7 protein-coding genes are annotated in these 18464 nt (G+C 67.3%); 6 read left to right on the plus strand and 1 reads right to left on the minus strand.

What is annotated here, in order from left to right:
- Window positions 1-192: 192 nt before the first annotated feature.
- Genes BKA25_RS12800 through BKA25_RS12815 form a run of 4 tightly spaced genes read left to right on the plus strand, consistent with a single transcriptional unit; the run spans window position 193 to window position 15375 of the window.
- The gene (locus tag BKA25_RS12800; protein WP_236750269.1) at window positions 193-6828 is read left to right on the plus strand and encodes a non-ribosomal peptide synthetase; all 6636 of its coding nucleotides are present in this window, start codon (window positions 193-195) and stop codon (window positions 6826-6828) included.
- Window positions 6825-12302 carry a non-ribosomal peptide synthetase gene (locus BKA25_RS12805; protein WP_069849574.1) on the plus strand — a complete coding sequence of 1826 codons (5478 nt, stop codon included), beginning with the start codon at window positions 6825-6827 and terminating at the stop codon, window positions 12300-12302. Before BKA25_RS12800 ends, BKA25_RS12805 begins: the two co-directional genes overlap by 4 nt.
- Window positions 12299-13432 (plus strand): NAD(P)H-binding protein, encoded by a 1134-nt coding sequence (locus BKA25_RS12810; RefSeq protein WP_069849572.1) that lies wholly within the window; start codon window positions 12299-12301, stop codon window positions 13430-13432. The genes BKA25_RS12805 and BKA25_RS12810 overlap by 4 nt, the downstream gene beginning before the upstream one ends.
- Window positions 13429-15375, plus strand: a complete 1947-nt coding sequence (locus tag BKA25_RS12815) for a Gfo/Idh/MocA family oxidoreductase (protein WP_069849570.1) — start codon at window positions 13429-13431, stop codon at window positions 15373-15375. The genes BKA25_RS12810 and BKA25_RS12815 overlap by 4 nt, the downstream gene beginning before the upstream one ends.
- On the opposite strand, the gene BKA25_RS12820 is transcribed toward BKA25_RS12815, so the two are convergent.
- On the minus strand, window positions 15365-16591 hold the full coding sequence (locus tag BKA25_RS12820) for a cytochrome P450 (RefSeq protein ID WP_069849568.1): 1227 nt from the start codon (window positions 16589-16591) through the stop codon (window positions 15365-15367). The genes BKA25_RS12815 and BKA25_RS12820 overlap by 11 nt on opposite strands.
- Before the next feature lie 234 nt (window positions 16592-16825).
- On the opposite strand from BKA25_RS12820, the gene BKA25_RS12825 reads away from it, so the two are divergent.
- Together BKA25_RS12825 and BKA25_RS12830 are read left to right on the plus strand one after the other, a co-directional pair.
- Window positions 16826-17617, plus strand: coding sequence for a thioesterase II family protein (locus tag BKA25_RS12825; RefSeq protein ID WP_069849563.1), 792 nt, complete (start codon window positions 16826-16828; stop codon window positions 17615-17617).
- A 21-nt stretch (window positions 17618-17638) separates the two neighbouring features.
- Window positions 17639-18370: a class I SAM-dependent methyltransferase gene (locus tag BKA25_RS12830; RefSeq protein WP_069849561.1), complete on the plus strand. Its 732-nt coding sequence runs from the start codon at window positions 17639-17641 to the stop codon at window positions 18368-18370.
- Window positions 18371-18464: the final 94 nt, after the last annotated feature.

Here is an 18464-nt window from a genome sequence, read left to right on the forward strand (position 1 = left end):
TGCCCTGATGGGTGGTGTAGACGGCGGCGAGTGCCTACAGTGAGCTTAGGTGAAAGTGGTTTTCATTTCTATCTAGCCCTTTCGTGTCCGATCGGCGACCGATGGCGACTCAGGAATCACGCTCGGTGAACCCCTGAGCGGTGCCCCGCGCCTCGTCGATCGAGCGATGAGTGAAGGAGGCGATCAACGCCAGTGACTCAGTCATCCCGATCGGCCCAGGCGTCGCTGACCGAGGCGGACGTCCGGGTCTCCGCATCGACGACCATCGGCGTGCCTGCCGCGGACATCGGACTCGACGTCGACCTGTTCGAGCTGGGCTTGGACTCGCTCGGTCTCATCCGGCTCACGGCCGACTGGCGCAGGCGCGGACTGAAGGTGAGCTTCGAAGACCTCGCCGAGACCGCGACCCTGCGCGATTGGCTGCGCATCCTCACGGCCGCAGCAGCGAAGAACACCGACACGGCATCCGGCACCTCGGCGGCCCGCAAGAGCTCGACGCCGGCAGAAGACCGCCACGTCGCAGCAGACGCCTTTCCGCTGGGCGCCATGCAGCACGCCTACTGGATCGGTCGCCAGGACGGCCAACCGCTCGGGGGAGTGGGCGCGCACTTCTACGCCGAGATGGACGGCGCGGGAGTGGACCCGCAGCGACTCGGTCGAGCCGTCGCGGCCCTCCGCCGCAGGCACGAGATGTTGCGGATCGCGGTGCAGGACGACGGATGGCAACGTGTCCTGCCTCCGGACGACGGCGATCCGGTGGTGATCCACGATCTGACGGCGGCCTCCCCGCATGAGGTGTCCACGGCGCTGGCTCGGCTTCGTCACCGCTACACCCATCGACGCATGGACGTCGAGAATGGCGAGGTACTCGAGGTCGCCCTCACCCTGCTTCCCGACGGTGCGACCCGACTGCACATCGACCTCGACATGGTCGCCGCCGACGCCGCCAGCATGCGCGTCCTGCTCGGCGACCTCCGCACGCTCTATGCCGAACCGGAAGCGCCACTGCCGCAGCTCCACGACTCCTACCAGGACTATCTCCGGCGGAGTCAGGGCGACCGCGCCGCCGACCGCGCCGAGTCACGAGACTGGTGGCAAGGAAGGTTGGACACACTCGGGGCGGCACCCGATCTCCCCACCGTCGTCGATCCGCTGAGCCGCGAATCCTCCTCGCCCCGCTACCACCGGACGATCCGCCTGCATCACCAGCTGACATCCGAACGCACTCGATTGCTTCTCCATCGCGCCCGCCGCCACGGACTGACACCGACCGCCGTGTTGGCGACCGCCTTCGCCGAGACCGTGGGCGCGTGGAGCGCCGAACCCCGGTTCCTGCTCAATCTCCCACTGTTCCACCGCGACCTGAGCACTCCCGAGGTCGAACTACTCGTGGGGGACTTCAGCAGTTCGATCCTGCTCGATGTCGATCTCACCGGCGAACGGTTCTTCGTCGACGTAGCGCACGACATCACCGCCCGACTTCGCTCCGCCATCGCGCACGGCTCCTATCCCGGTGTCGAGGTCCTGCGGGACCTCTCCCGGGTCGCAGGCGGGACCCCGGTGTTGGCCCCGGTGGTCTATACCAGTGCGCTGGGGCTCGGGGAGGTCTACGACCGCGCGGTACGCGACACCTTCGGTGAACCCGTCTGGATCATCTCGCAGGGCCCGCAGGTCTGGCTCGATGCGCAGGTCACCGAATTCGACGGCGGGATCCTGCTGAACTGGGACGTCAGGGAGGACCTGTTCGAGCCGGGCGTCCCCGCAGCGGCCTTCGCCGCGTATCGAGACCTCGTCGAGAAGCTCCTCGACGACGAGCAGGCCTGGTGGCGTTCGACGGCCCCGCAGCTTCCCGCAGAGCAGCTGCGGGTTCGTCAACAGGTCAACGCCACGGACGCCCCCCTCGTCGGGGATCGGCTGCATGAGGGTTTTCACCGTGCCGCCGATCGTCACCCGGAACACATCGCCCTGGTGGCCGCCGGTGAAACGGTCACCTATGGAGAGCTGGCGCGACGCGCAGGCCAGGTAACCGCACTGCTGGCGTCCCGAGGAGTCCGTCCGGGGGACTCGGTTGCGGTCAGTCTGGGTCGCGGGGTAGGTCAGGTAGCCGCCGTGCTGGGCGTGCTCGGCGCGGGAGCGACCTACGTCCCGATCGGGGTGGAACAACCCGTCGAACGAGCGCACCGGGTCGCGGAGGCAGCCCGGGTCGTCGCGGTACTCACCGAGCTCGATGACATCGGGCGCCATGGCGGGACCGCCGAGACCGCGATCCCCCTTGTACTGCAGGCTGATGCGACCGGACTCGACCCCGTGCCGCCGATCCTCGACCAACCCGTCGACTCGATCGCCTACGTCATCTTCACCTCCGGCTCGACCGGATCGCCCAAAGGCGTCGAGGTCTCACATGGTGCCGCGATGAACACGATCGCGGCGCTCAATGCGCGTTTCGACGTACGACAGAACGATCGTGGCCTGGCCTTGGCGGAGCTGGATTTCGACATGTCGGTGTACGACCTCTTCGCACCGCTGTCGGCGGGCGCATCGGTCGTCCTGATCGACGAGGACGCGCGCCGCGACGCCACCTATTGGATCCGGCTGGTCCAAGAACTCGGTGTCACACTGATCAACTGCGTGCCCGCGCTGCTGGACATGCTGCTGACGGCCGCCGAAGCCGATCCCGACGGGCTGGGCGATTCACTGCGACTGGTGCTGCTCGGCGGTGACTGGGTGGGGCTGGATCAACCCGGCAGGCTACGCGCGTTGCGTCCTGAAGCGAGGTTCGTCGCCCTCGGCGGGATGACCGAGGCCGCGATCCACTCCACGATCATGGAGGTGGCGGACGTAGATCCGGCGTGGACGTCGATTCCCTGGGGCGTGCCGCTGCCCAACGTGCGGGCCCGCGTCGCCGACCACCGAGGCCGGGACTGCCCGGACTGGGTACCGGGGGAGCTGTGGATCAGCGGTGCGGGCCTGGCTGCGGGCTACCGAGGAGACCCCGAGCGCACCGAGCAGAAATTCGTCGAACACGAGGGCCGCCGCTGGTATCGCACCGGTGACCGGGCACGCTACCGCGCCGACGGCCTACTGGAATTCCTCGGGCGAACCGATCACCAGATCAAATTCAGAGGCCATCGCATCGAACTGGGAGAGATCGAGGCCGCCGCCGTCGAACGAGCCGACATCGCCTCCTGCGTTGCGCTGGTCACCGGGCAACCTCGGCGGCTAGCCCTGGTGGCGGCGCGCCAGCGGGACCACGCACCGTCGGAGGCCGAGCTTCACGACACCCTGAGCCGAGCCCTGCCCCCGTACATGGTCCCCAGTCAGGTGGTGATCGTCGACGAGCTTCCGCTGACCCGTAATGGAAAGCCCGACCGACGACGAGCCGCCGAGCTGGCCACCATGGCAACAGCACCGACCGACTCGCGGCACGAACCACCGACGGGGTGGGCGGAGGTGGTGCTCGCACAGGCATGGACCGAGGTTCTCGGCGTGGCCGACATCGGACGCGACGACGATTTCTTCGTTCTCGGCGGTGACTCGCTGCTGGCGACGCGCGTGATCGTCGCCTTACGCCGCCGTGGAGTGGGCGGCGCGCGGGTCGGCAGATTGTTCGCCGAGCCTCGCCTGGCGGATTTCGCCACGACCCTCTCCCGGACCGAGTCTCGAGAGCAGGGGATACGCCACGGCGACCTCGCACGCAGACACGAGCCCTTTCCCGCCACGGACGTGCAACGCGCCTTCTGGATCGGCCGGGACGACCGGTTGCCGCTCGGCGGGGTCGGCACGTACCACTACAGCGAGTTCGACGACGTCGACGTCGATCTCGAACGGATGCAGCGCGCTTGGCGTGTCTTGGTCGGTCGGCACGAGATGCTGCGCGCGGTCTTCGACGAGGACGGGCGGCAACGCATTCTCGCCGAGGTGCCCGACTTCACCATCCCGGTCACCGAGGTGACGGACCCCCACGCCGCCGAGCCGGTGTTGGCTCGGCTACGAGCGGAATCGTCCCATCGCAGGCTGGATGTGACCCGCTGGCCGTTGTTCGACCTCCGCGCCGTGCGCTACCCGAAGGACGGTCGGATGCGGACCCGGCTCGCGATCGGACTGGACTACCTGGTGCTCGATGGGGCGTCGATCATCCTGCTCTACGGCGAACTCGACCGGCTCTACGCGTCTCCCGACACCCCACTGCCGCCTATCGAGGTTTCCTTTCGGGACTACGTGCTCCAGGTGGTTCCGGAGAAGAAGGTGGTCGAGCGGGCCCAGGAGTACTGGCTGCGAAGACTCGACGAACTCCCGCCCGCCCCCGCGCTGCCGCTGGCGGCGGATCCCGCCACGATCGACCGGCCATGGTTCACCCGTCGGAGCCGTCCCCTGCCTGCCGCGCGATGGTCGGCCCTGCGGGAGAAGGCGCGCAGCCACGGGTTGACGCCCTCCTCGGTACTGCTGGCCTGCTACGTCGAGGTCCTCGCTGCCTGGAGTGAAACTCCGGGTGTCACCGTGAACCTGACCCTGTTCAACCGGCTGCCGGTCCACCCGCACATCGATCGTGTTGTCGGGGACTTCACCTCCGTGTCCTTGATCGGCCATCGTCCCCGGCCGAACGAGACCTGGGCGGAGACCGCCCATCGGGTGCAGCGCGTGATGAGCGAAGACCTCGACCATCGTGAGGCATCGGCTATCTGGCTGCTCCAGGAACTGGCCAGGCGCACCGGCACCGTCGACGCGGCCATGCCGGTGGTGTTCAGCAGCTCGGTCGGGGTCGGCGACCGGGACGTCAAGGACCTCTCCGACGCCTTCCCGGCCAAGCTGTGGGGCATCTCGCAGACACCGCAGGTGCTGCTGGACAACCAGATCACCGAGGCCGACGGTGGGGTGCTGGTCAGTTGGGACGCCGTCGAGGAACTGTTCCGCGATGGTGTCTTGGACGCCATGTTCGAGTCGTACGTCCGCATGCTGGATTGGCTCGTCGATCACGACTGGACCGGCTCGCCCCCCATCGTGCCTGCGAGTGAAACGGACCGGGGCGGCTCCGTTCCCGCCGCCTCGCGGGGTGCCGAGGCCGATGGCCTCATGCACGAGGATCTCCTGCGTCGATGCGGCGAGGATCCCGAGCGTGTCGCTCTGTTGTGGCCGACCGGCTCGATGACCTACGGCCGGTTGCTCGAACGGGTAGGTCGGGTCGCAGCCGGGTTGGTCGATCGAGGTGTTCGTCCAGGTGACACCGTCGGCATCGCACTCGGCGCGGGACCGGAACAGGTTGTCGCCGCCATCGCGACCTTGTACGCGGGCGCTGTCTACCTGGCTGTCGATCCGAGCAGAGCTTCGAGAGAGCAGACCCGGTGGTATCACGAGGCCGATGTCGTTCTCGTGATCGCGACGGAGGCGGCCCGCCCCGGCCGAGACGATGGCATACCCCAGATCGGTATGTCGGCACTCGAAAGCCAGTCTGCGTTGCCCACCGCGGTGCCGCGAGATCGCACGGATACCGCCTATCACGTCGTCTCGTCGTCACCAGACGGCGAACCGAGTCTGCTCTCCGTCAGTCATCTGACCGCGGGCAGCACCATCCGCGATCTGCGGACGCGCTTCGCCATCGACCAGGACGATCGTGTCCTCGCCGTCGCAGGCCTGGAAACCGATCTCTCGGTCTTCGACGTCTTCGGTCTGCTCGGTGCGGGCGGGGCACTCATCGTGCCCGACGATCAGGAACGAAATGACCCGGCCGCGTTGGCCCGCCTCGCAGGCCGACATCGCGCGACCGTGTGGAACGGGACCCCATCGCAGCTCGATCTGTTACTGGCCGAGATCGAGTCGGGCACCGCCGAACCGACGTCGTTGAGACAACTCCGGTTGGCGGTGGTCTCGCAGGAACGGGTGAGTCGTGACCTGCCACACCGACTGCGGCGGCAGGCCGACCCACACCTGCGGTTCGTGGCGCTCGGAGCCGGTGCGTTCGGATTGCTCGCCCGTGTAGCGGAGTTCGACGCGGCAACGGAGAGCCAGAGCTCGGTCTCCGATGGCGCGCCGCTGGCCGGGCGCAGGCTCCGCGTGGTCGACGCCGATGGCCGTGATCGCCCCGACTGGGTCGTCGGGGAACTCTGGACCGGCGGGCTCATCGCCTGCGCGGGCGACCGGCAGGCAGCGTCGACGAGCACGGACCTGTTCGTCGATGTGGATGGACGACGATGGCACCGCACGGGAACCCGAGCGCGTCACCTGCCGGATGGCGGTCTTGAGTTCCTCGGTGACGCGTCGCGCAGGGTCGACGTCGGAGGGCGCGGCGTCGAGCTGGACGAAGTCGAGGCTGCGGCGGAATCGCATCCACAGATCGTGCGCGCGGTGGTCGCCAATCCCGCAGCTCAGAGCGACGGCAGGCCGCAGCTCATCGCACTGATTCGCGGCCCGCGGCCGGACGACCTCGGCCGTCACCTAGCCGATCGGCTCCCTCCTCATGCGACGCCCACCAGGATCACCTACGTCGACGCCTTGCCCCTCACCTCGGCGGGCACCGTCGACCACGACGCGCTGTCGGACATCGTCTCCGCCGACGACGGACTCGCCGGTCTGCCGGCCGGAGAGATCGAAACCCGCATCGCCGAGATCTGGTCAGAGATCCTGGGCGCCGGCGTCACGGACCGGTACATCAGCTTCTTCAGCGCGGGCGGGGACAGCCTGTCGGCGTTGCGCCTGGTCGCAGCGGTCAGCACGGCCTTCGGCGTGGACCTCTCGGTCCGAGCATTCCTCACCGCCTCCACCCTCTCCGACCTGACGCTGCAGGTCGAGAGCGCGGGCGGAACCTCTGTCCCGGAAGAAAGCGGAGTCATATGAACGTCCGTCAGATCGTGGCGACTCTGGAGAAGGAAGGCATCCGACTTTGGGAGGAGGACGGGGCGCTTCGATTCCGCGCCCCGCAGGGCACGCTGACCGAGGAACGGCGGGCCCTGTTGCGGACCAACCGTGACGCGGTGCTGGCCCACCTGATCGACCGACGGGAAGCGACCCAGCTGGTTCCGGACTTGGCCGCCGGGAACGAACCTTTCCCGCTGACCGATATCCAAGCGGCCTACCTCGTGGGACGAGGCAGCGCCTACGGTTACGGCGGCGTGGCCTGCCACGTCTACGTCGAGCTCTCCTATCCGGCCGACACGGACCCCGACCGAGTGAACTCGGCCTGGTGGGAGGTGGTGCGTAGACACGACATGCTCCGGGCGGTCGTGCACCCTGATGGTTTCCAAGAGGTGCTGTCGGAGATGGCGGAGCCTCCGGTGCCGACCGCCGACCTGCGCGGTTCGACGGCCGCCGAGGTGGACCGGGGCATCGCCCGGATTCGGAGTGAACTCGCCGCCCGAGTACCTCGTACGGACCGACCGCCGTTGTTCGTGCTGCGAATGACCCGCTCGGACGACGAACTCGTCCTGCACCTGTCGATCGATCAGCTCATCGTCGACTACGCCAGCCTGATGATCGTCCTCGCCGAGATGGAGGACGTCTACCACGGCCGCCCGCTCGCTCCGCTGACAATCGGATTCCGCGACTACGTGCTGGCCCGGCGCAAGCAGACGCTCACCGGCGATTACGACCGACATCGCGACTACTGGCTGCGGCGACTCGCCGAGCTGCCCGGCCCTCCCGACCTGCCGGTCGCCACCGACCCCGACGGGGCACGCAGCTTCCGCCGGTATGAGGTCGTGCTGGGGGAGCACCAACGGAAGGCCTTCGAAGCCAATGCCACGGCGAACGGAACCACTGCATCCGCGGCGGCGCTGACCGCCTACGCCGAGGTCGTCGGCCGGTGGAGCCGCAATCCCGAGTTCATGCTCAACGTTCCCACCTTCACTCGCCTGCCACTGCACACCGAGGTCGACCAACTGGTCGGCGATTTCACCGACGTGGAACTGCTCGCCGTGGATCTGCGACCGAGGCAGACCTTCGCCGAACGCTCCAGAACGCTGGGCGCGAACCTACTGGAGGACCTGTCGCATTCGCTGTTCACCGGGAGCCGGGTCCTCGCGGAACTGAACCGCGCACGCGGTGCCGACACGGTACTGATGCCGGTGGTGTTCACCAGCACCCTCGGTTCCGCTACGACCCGGCAGCCAACGGGTCGAATCCGGCACGCACGGACGCAGACACCACAGGTCTGGCTCGACTGCCAGGTGATGGACCGCGCTGGTGAACTGGCACTGAGCTGGGACGTGCGCGAGGGGGTGCTCGCGGAGAACACCGCCGCGCATCTCTTCGACGCCTTCGTCGAGTTGATATCCACCCTGGCCGCCGATGACACCGCGTGGCGCACACCCGCCGCGATCGAACTTCCAGCCCAGACGCGTGCCGTTCGCGAACAGCCCCCCGTCGCCGTCGTGCCTCCACCGAGGGCGTTGTTGCAGGACGCCGTGCTGGCTACGGCTGCTCGACTGCCGGACGAGATCGCCGTGGTCGATCGAGGGCGCCGGATGACCTATCGGGAGCTGATCCGACAGGCGACGGGCGTGGCCAGGACACTCGCGGCCGCAGGCGTCGAACCGGGCGACCTCGTCGTGATCACCATGGAAAAGGGCTGGGAACAGGTCGCCGGGGTCCTCGGGACGCTGCTCGCGGGCGCCGCCTACCTGCCGGTGGACACCACACAGCCGCAGCGGCGTCGCGAGGCGATCCTGAACGACGCCAAGGCGAAGGCGGTCCTTACCCAGTCCTGGTTGATGGGTGACTGTGCCTGGCCAGAGCACGTCACGTCCCTTCCCGTGGACGGCATTCCCGCGACGGACGGCCCGCCGCCCGAGATCCACGTGGATGTCGACGCACTGGCATACGTGATCTACACGTCGGGTTCGACGGGAGCTCCCAAGGGCGTGATGATCAGCCATGCGGCTGCGGTGAACACCGTGGCGGACATCAACCGGCGGTTCGACGTCCAGGAGGGTGACCGGGTATTCGCGTTGGCGCAACTCGGTTTCGATCTGTCCGTCTACGACGTGTTCGGTCCGCTGTCGGTGGGCGCGACGATCGTGTTGCCCGATCCAGCGCGACGTGGGGATCCCTCCAGTTGGGTCGAGATCCTGCGCACGGACGGCGTCACGATCTGGAACTCGGTGCCGGGGCAGTTGCAGATGGTGACCGACTATCTCCGAACGGACGATCCGCCACTGCCGTCGTTGCGACTGGCCATGTTGTCGGGCGATTGGATTCCCCTGACCTTGCCGGAGGCGATATGGAGATGGGCGCCCGATCTGAAGATCCACAGTCTCGGGGGTGCCACGGAGGCATCCATCTGGTCGATCCATCATCCCGTCGACCGAGTCGACCCCGCCTGGCGCAGCGTGCCCTACGGCAAGCCACTGTCCAACCAAGGCTTTCATGTCCTCGATCACGCGATGCGGCCGTGCCCCGACTTCGTCGTCGGTGAGCTCTACATCAGCGGCGTCGGACTGGCGAAGGGCTATCTGGGCGATGCGCAGCGCACCGAGTCCCGCTTCATACCCCATCCCGACACCGGAGAACGGCTCTACCGGACCGGTGACCTCGGGCGGTTCCACCCGGACGGCGTGATCGAGTTCCTCGGGCGCGAGGACCAGCAGGTCAAGATCCGGGGCTATCGGATCGAACTCGGCGAGGTCCAGGCGGCACTGGACTCCTTGCCCTCGGTCGGCTCCAGTGCCGTGGTCGTCGCAGGAGGTCGGGGCGACGCGGGCACCACCTCACCCCGGGTGCTGACCGCCTTCGTCGAGCCCGCGCACCGTGCGACGCCCCTGCCGATCCCGGATGGGCTGCCCGCTGTGTTGGCCGAGGCTATGGACGGCGCGGTACAGGAAGTGGATCTGACCGCGCTGACGTCGTTCCGCACGGCGATGGGCGAGGCCGCACTGTCCTCGATCGCCGACGCACTGACCGCGGCCTTCGTCGGGGATGCGACTCGAACCGCCGAGCAGGTCTGTTCGATGCTCGATGTCGCCCCCGCCCAGCACAGACTGGTTCGACGTTGGCTGCGTGGTCTCGTCGGAGCAGGCAGGTTGAGTCGGGACGCGGCGGGCGCCTATCACGACCTGGTGGTCCACGGACCGCAGCACACCGCACAAGCCTGGTCGCAGGCCGCCGAACTCGAGAAGTCCGCAGGATGGAGCGCGGAACTCTTCGCCGCAGTCCGGCACTGCGCCGAGGATCTACCTCGGCTGATCAGCGGGCGGACAGACCCGATGAGCCTGATGTCGGCCGCCGCCGGTCCCGACGCGCTGACCGCGGCGTACACGGGAAACACCGCAGCAAGAACCCTGCACGAGGTTCTGACGGCCTTCGTCGCCGAGATCGCCGGCAACCACCGGGCCGACGGACCGCTGCGCATCATGGAGGTCGGTCTGCGTGGTGGTGGCGCCGCCGCGCGCCTGGTGCCCGCACTCGCCGGGCAGGACCTCGAATACCTGGCCACGGACGTCTCGGCGCACAACCGGGCGGCGGCTGCCGAGCTGCACTCCGAGGACGCCAGGGTGCGTTGCGCGGCCTTCGACCCTGCCACAGACCCTCGTGCTCAAGGGTTTCCACCGAACTCCGTGGACGTGCTCGTCTGTATCGGGGTGCTCGACAATCTTCCCGATGTCGGTGCTGCGTTGGCCAATCTACGTGCGCTCGTAACACCTGGCGGCTGGTTGGTGCTCATGCAGAACATCGACGACGACGATCACGCGTTGCGTGTCTCGACCGAGCTGCTCCCCGAACACGCGGGCCCCTTCTCCGACGTGCGTGCGGCGGAGGAACAGTCCTTCCTGCGCGCCGCGCAATGGACCGAACTGCTCGGTGCCCAGGGTGACCGGGTGATCGCCGAGCTTCCCGCCTCAGCGACCACGGCGGCGGTCTTCGGACAGCGGCTCTTCGTGGTGCAGCCCAAGCCCGACCGGGAACCCGTCTCCGTGGTCGAGCTGACTCGGCGAGCGGAGGAGCTGCTTCCCGAGTACTCGGTTCCCAGCCGATGGGAGGTGCTGGACGCCCTGCCACTGACGGTGAACGGAAAACTCGACCGGACCCGACTGGAGAACTGGGCCGAAGCCTCGGACCAGCAGTCCGCCGTCGCCGAATCCGCCGCGCCGCAGGACGAACTGGAGCGTGCACTCGCCGCGCTGTGGGCCGAACTACTGGAACGTGATCAGGTGGGTCGCGATGACGACCTGTTCGCCCTGGGCGGGGACTCGCTGCTGGTGGCCCGGATCGTCGGGCGCCTTCGGGATGGCGTGACCACCGAGGACGGCCGGGAGACCCTGGAGTGGGACCTCGAATGGGAGGTGGTCCTTCGGCACCTGCTGCGCAGGCCGACGGTTGCGGGACTGGCCGCCTACCTGCGTGGCGTGGCAGAGGAAGGTGCGGCCGACGGGAATCGCGAGGTCTCCCCGATCGTCGTGCTGGAGGAGGGCACCGAAGCGGTCACCGTGCTGGTACACGCGGGCACCGGCATCCTCTTGCCGTACCGGCCCCTGATCACGGAGTTCCGCACACAGTCCTCCGGGCGAAACGGCCTGCTCGGATTGGAGATCCCGGAGCTGGACGACTTCCTCAACGCCGATCCGAACGGACTGATCGATCGACTCTCCGCCCGGTATGCGCAGGCGCTGCTCGATGCCGGTCATACCCGCTTCGACATCGTCGGTTACTGCGTGGGTGGTGTCATCGCCACCGAGGTGGCGCGGGCCCTGTCGGAGGCGGGCGCCGAAGTGCGGAGTCTCACCGTCATCAGCAGTCACAGTCCGACGTTCCGCCTGGACGACGAGCTTCTGTCGGAATACTCGTTCGGTCTGATGATGGGCATCGATCTGGCGGCGGTCGGCTTTCCCGAGGATCAAGCCCGGGTCGGGGCGGCGGTCGGCGCCGTACTCGAGCAGTCGCCCGAGGCTGTGCTCGACGGTGCCATCGCCGATCTCGAAGGGGAGTACGCGGATATCGCGGCGGCGTTCACGGCCATGGAGGCGTTGCCGAGGATGCGACGGGTCGCCTTGATGTGCGAGGCACTCCCGCCAGAGCTGGCGGGCACCTATCAGCCCGAGGGCCTGCTGCGCGCGCTGCGCACCTACCAGCAGAGCACCTTCGCGCTGAGCAGGCATCACGCCGAGCCGTACGCCGGAGACATCACCTTCCTTCGGCACAACGGCTCCTACCCGTTCCCCGGCAGCGCGGAGACCATCACCGACCACTGGGCGAAGATCTGCCTCGGCGAACTGACCAGTCGGGACATCCCCGGCCAGCACTTCACCTGTATGACCGGCGACCACGTCTCGACGGTCTTCGGGCACCTGAGTGAACTCATCGAAGGAACCACATCGTGATCGCAGTACTCGGTGCATCCGGCGCAGTGGGGAGGCATGTCGTCGCCGCACTCATCGAAGCCGGCGTCGGTCCACTGCGCCTCGGCGCCCGCAGACCTACCGCCATCATGGTCGGAAAGACCGCCCCCGGCACGCAACTCATGGCCGTCGACGTCACCGATCCCACAGCACTGGCCGAATTCTGCGCGGGGGCCGATCTGGTCGTCAACTGTGCAGGTCCCGGTTATCGATTGGCGGAGACGGCCGCCAAGGCCGCATTACACGCCGGAGCCGACTACGTCGATGCACTCGGCGACGAAGTCGCCATCGCACCGGCCGAGGCACGGGCCGCCGACCGAACAGTGGTCCTGTCGGCCGGGACAGTCCCCGGGCTCTCCGTGCTGGTGCCGCGCCTCCTTGCCGAGTCCGCTGTCGCCGCGCAGTCGAAGGCGACCCGGCTCGTGGCCTACGCGGGTGGGTTGGAGATGGTCACCACGACGGTCGCCGCCGACATCCTGTCCTCGTTGAACGTCGGCGGTTCCCACGGTGAGCCGTTCGGATATCCCCTGGCGGCCTGGCGACACGGCCGTCGAGAGGCTCGGGTGCTGCGTTCCGACGAGAACGCCGAGGTGCCGTTCTACCCGACCCGGGTAGCGGTGCAGCCCCTGCTCACCGCTGAGATCGAACGGCTCGCTGCGAGCCTCGGGCTGACCGAGGCCGATTGGTACAACGTCTACCCGGGCCAACAGGTTCGAGCCTTGTTCACCACGCTACCGACCCTGCCGACGTCTACTAGCCAGCAGCGTTCGGAGATCGTCTCCAGGATCATCCGGGCGGCTGCGATCGACCTGGCGGGGGTGGAGCCCTATTACCGGATGGTCTTCACCCTGTCCGGGCCCGACTGGTCTCGCACCGCAGTGGTTCGCACCGAGGACAGCTATCGGCTCACCGCCGAAGTACTGGTGATCGCCGCACGCGCGGTTCTGGACGGGCGCATCGAGACAGGTATCCACCTGGCTGGTGATGTACTGCGGCCGGGGGAGGTCGTCGCCGAGATCGAGCGACGCGGAGCCGCCGGATACGCCGTGATCCAGAGTTCCGTCGACCCCGGATCACCGATGGACGGCGGTTTCGAGGACGGTGAACTGTGAGCACACCATCGGCAGGTCGCCTGCGCACCGTGGTGTGCGGTACGAATTTCGGTCGTTTCTACATCGATGCCGTGCGGGCGCATCCCGGCTTCGACCTCGCGGGCATCCTCACGACCGGCAGCCGGTACTCCCAAGAGATGGCCGCGCGCCTCGGTGTGCCGTGCTACACGAGCGTCGACGAACTTCCAGCCGACGTGGACGCCGCCTGCGTCGTTGTTCCGTCCGCAGTAATGGGCGGTGGCGGTTCGGAACTGGGGCGGGCCCTGCTGGAACGGGGCGTGCATGTGCTACAGGAACACCCCGTGCACCCGGACGAGCTCGCGGCCTCGCTGCGGTCGGCCCGAGCGAACAAGCGCCAGTACCGGGTCAATACCCACTACCCGCACGTGGAGCCGGTACGACGATTCATCGAGGCGGCGGGGGAGCTTCGGCGTAGACAGCAGGTGCTCTTCGTCGATGCCGCTTCCCCGGTTCATGTCCTGGCGCCGATGGTGGACATCCTGGCTCGGGCGCTGGGCGGCGTGCGGCCCTGGCGGTTGGGGGATCCTGCGTCGGTTGCCGACGAGGTCCGTGCGGCCGCAGGCGGCGTGGTGCCGGTGCACAGCCTGCACGGCGTCATCGCGGGAATACCGCTCACCCTGCGCGTCCAGAACCAACTGCATCCCGGCGATCGGGACAATCACGCGTTGTTCTGGCATCGCATCACCATCGGCACCCAGGGCGGGGTATTGACCCTTGCCGACACACACGGGCCGGTGCTCTGGAATCCGCGACTGCATTCGCCCCGGGATGCCGGGCACCGCCTGATTTTCGAGGCCGGGCCGGGCGCGGAAGCCCTGCGGTTGCCGACGAGTTCCGTCCTCGGCGATCCGGACGAGATTCAGCCGTCCTTCGAGGAGGTCTTCTCCCGACTGTGGCCCTCGGCGGTGGCTGCCGCTCTCACCTCCTTCGCCGAGGCGATCGCGGCGGAGTCCGATCCGTTGCGGACCGCCCAGCACGATCTGGCGGTGTTCGGTATCTGGCGGGACCTGATGGCCCGACTCGGTCCGCCCGAGTTGATTCGACCGCCGACACCGACGCCGCTCGCCGTCGAGGATCTCCGTGTCGTCGGAGCGGGGACACAGGGTCCGATCACAACCCGACCGCGCGGCACCACGGCGGAGAACGGAACACCGGAGCCGGACGGGGCACCTGGCTCGGGCTATTCGGAATCCGCCGAGTTCTTCGACCTGGGCGCCCGCGACCACACTTCGCGTACCGGTCCGGCGGTGGTGGCGGCCCTCGGCGTCATCGACCGGCACGCGGGTCCACTGTTCGACATCGGGGCGGGCACCGGCTTGGTCACCCGTCAGATCGCCAGAGCCCTTCCCGGCTGCCAACTGATCGCGACCGAGCCTGCTGCGGGGATGCGTGCGGTGCTCACCAGCCGGATCGCCGATGATCCCGAGCTGGCCTCTCGAGTGACGGTACTTCCGCACGCCGCACACGAACTCGTGTTGCCGGAGCGGATCAGCGGGGCGGTCGCCTGCGGGGTGCTCGGTCACCTGGACGCGGCAGCCCGGCGGGCTCTGCTGCGGAGCATCGCGGCTCGTCTTGCTCCCGGTGCCCCGCTGGTCGTCGAGCTTATGGGGTTCCACACGCCGATCTCGATGCCGCGGACTCGGCTTCGGCACGCCATGCTGGGCGGTCTGCGGTACGAGTGGTGGATGGCCGGTGAGCCTTCGGGAGCGGATCGGATGCGCCTCGATACCACGTGGCGGGTGTTCGATGGGGAGGAGCTGATCCGAGAATCCCACGATCATTACCACTGGTATCCGGTGGATCTGCCGAGGATCGCTGAGGAGAGCGGATTGATTCTAGAGTCGGTGCCATCGCCGCATGACAAGGCCGTTCCGCACCTGGGCCTGTTGCGAGGTGCGGAACAACCCTGCGTCACCACGTGACGAGTACCCGTTCCGGCCCGAAGGCGATTCCATCGTTTCGGAACCGGACGGAATGCAGGGGAACTGCGGCGCGTAAGGTCGGAATGCGATCTAGCAGGGTACCGATGGCGATTGCCAATTCCAGGCGCGCGATGTTCTGCCCGACACACTGGTGAATACCGAAGCTGAAGGCGACGTGCTGTCTTCCCCGGCGATCGAGATCAATCCTCTCGGGGTCGGGGAACACTGCTGGATCGTGATCGGCGGCGGCTAAAAGCGGGATGATTCCATCACCTGCCGGAATCACCTGATCGCCGACCTGGAGGTCTTCGGTGGCAATTCGAAGGGCGATCGAGTCGCCGACGGAGAGTACTCGGAGAAGTTCCTCCACGGCATCTGGCACCCGGGACGGATTCTGCTGCAACTCGGTGATGAGCTCGGGTTGATTCAGCAGTGCCAACACACTCAACGCGATCTGGTTGGTGGTCGTCTCCCAGCCCGCCACGACCAGGATCGCGACCGTGGTGATCAGCTCCGCCCTGCTCGCCAGCCCCGGGTGCAACTGCTCCTTGATCAGCGTGCTCAACAGGTCTTCTCCGAGATCTTGCTCCCGGTCGGTGATCAGACCGTCCAACACGTCGGACAGGGCGGCGATCCCGTCGCTGGCGCCTTGCGCAGTACTGGCCCCACCACCGAAGACACCCGATCCGAGCGCGCCGGTGATGCGTCGGAACCAGGGATCGGCCCGTCTGACCCCGATCAACTCGCACATCACGGTGGTCGACACGGTGTGGGCATAGTGCGTGACCAGGTCTATCGGGGGACCGGCTGCGAGTAGTTCATCGATGCGCTCGTCAACGATCCGCTGGATGCTCCTGCGCATGCGACGTGCTTTGCGAACCGTCATCTCGGCGAGCAGCATCCGACGGAACCGCGTGTGCTCTGGCGGGTCCATGCGAATGAACGGCCGCGTCCGTGCGCCCACCTCCTGCTCGCCATCCACGAGGGCCGGGTAATTCGGGTTACGGACGTCGGCACTGACGCGCCGGTCCGCCAGAATCGCCCGGACATCGTGATAGCCGGTGATCACCCAAGCCTGCCTACCGGTGGGCAGTCGTACTCGTGATGCCGCGCCCTCCCTTCGTAGGTCGGCGTATGCCTGGGGCGCCGAGAACGGACAGTCGCGAATGGCGGGAAACGTGTGTAGGGCGTCACTGGTCGGGCGAATATCAGTCATAGAAGTCGATTCCTTCGTGTGGAGATACGTTCACCATACGTCTTACCGATGGCGACCTGCAGTGTGCGCGTCAGACGATTTATCGCATCTCCGTATTGCGATGTGTTCATAACTGCCGTTGTGTTCTTCGATACCTTTGATCGGTCGGTTCGCCGTGCAACCATCTATTGATTCGCGGCGCGTCGGTCGGCGGCCCGACAGCGCTGTCGTCGAGTAACAGCGGATGGGAATGGAATGGAAACGAATCATCGTGATCCTCGGCGCTGGTTGCGCAGACCGGCGGCGCAGACCGGTGCAAGCATCCGGCTGATCTGCCTGCCGCATGCAGGTGGCGCGGCCTCGTCGTTCCGCCCTTGGCAACATCTGTTGCAACCCGAGATCGAGCCCGTGACCATGCAGTACCCCGGGCGTGAGGACCGGTTCGGCGATCGTCTGATCGACACGATGGACGTCCTCGTCGCGGAGATCGTGGACGTCCTCGAAACCATGCTCACCCAGCCGTACGCCCTGTTCGGACACAGTATGGGCAGCGCGGTGGCCTACGAGATCGCCGTGGAGGCACGTCGCCGAGGACTGCGGGCGCCAGTACGGCTGATCGCCTCGGGCAGGCCATCGCCGCACCACGCGGTGATCAGCGACGTGCACCGTCAGGACGATGCCTCGCTGGCTGCCGAACTCGTGCGACTCGGTGGCACCCCGCGAGAGGTGATGGCCGATGACGAGCTGCGGGCTGCGGTGCTGCGCTACGTGCGCAACGACTACCGGCTGATCGAGACCTATCGGCCCTCCGTCGTCGAACCGCTCTCCTGCCCGGTGAGTGTGCTGATCGGCTCAGGCGATCCCGAATGCGGTGAACCGGCTGCGACGACCTGGCGGAGCACGACCTCGGAGGCGGTGTCCGTCGTCGTGTTCGAGGGCGACCACTTCTTCCTCGTCCCGCAGCGCAGCCGAGTCGCTGCGGTCATCGGCCGTGAACTGGGTTTCGCGGAGGCCCGAGACACCCGTACCTGGCCCAGCACCCCCTAGTTCTACGAAAGAGGACACGTCATGGTCGCCGACTACTACACCACTTCCGCCGAGTTCTACGAGATGGTCGCGATGCGACACGTGCGAACGAGCGCGGGGCCGCTGAAGACGGCCCTGTCCGGAGTTCGGCCTGCGCACGGCCCCGTCGTCGAGGTGGGCGCGGGAACCGGACGGATCACGGCTGTGATCGCCGAGGCGCTGCCGACGGCGTCGATCATCGCGACCGAGCCGTCGACTCCGATGCGAGCGATGCTGACGAGCCGGGTGTTCGGTGACGCCGACCTCCGGTCCCGCGTCACCGTTCTCGCCGATCCAGTACAGCTGCTTCGTCTACCCGACAGCATCAGCGCCGTCGTGATCTTCGGGGTCGTCGGCCATCTGACCGAGACCGAACGGAGGCTGATGTGGCGACGATTGAGTGAACGACTGCCCACGGGCGCCCCGATCATCGTGGAACTGATGGGCACGGGCACCCCTCGGGTCGTCCCACCGTTCCGCATGTTGCGGGAGACCATGGGCGAGCAGACCTACGAGTGGTGGACCGAGGCCGAACCGCTGCGGGATGACGTGATGCGATGGCGAACCTCGTGGAAGATCTTCCGAGACGGTGATCTGGTCCGCAGCACCCATGACGAGTACGACTGGGAGAACCTGAGCCTCGATCGGCTCGCGGCGGAAGCCGGGATGAACAGCAGATTGATCAGCGCGGCAGGTGTTCCCGGCTCTCCCGAGATCGGCATGCTCATCCGCTGACCTCGGTACCCAGCCCGCGGCTGTCGCATCGCTGTCGACGTCGGACTCGACCAGAGGGTGCCGAGTCCGACGTCCTCGCTGGTGGAGAGAGGTT

Origin of the sequence: Actinoalloteichus hymeniacidonis (genome assembly GCF_014203365.1) — a bacterium.
Classification (GTDB): Bacteria; Actinomycetota; Actinomycetes; order Mycobacteriales; family Pseudonocardiaceae; genus Actinoalloteichus_A; species Actinoalloteichus_A hymeniacidonis.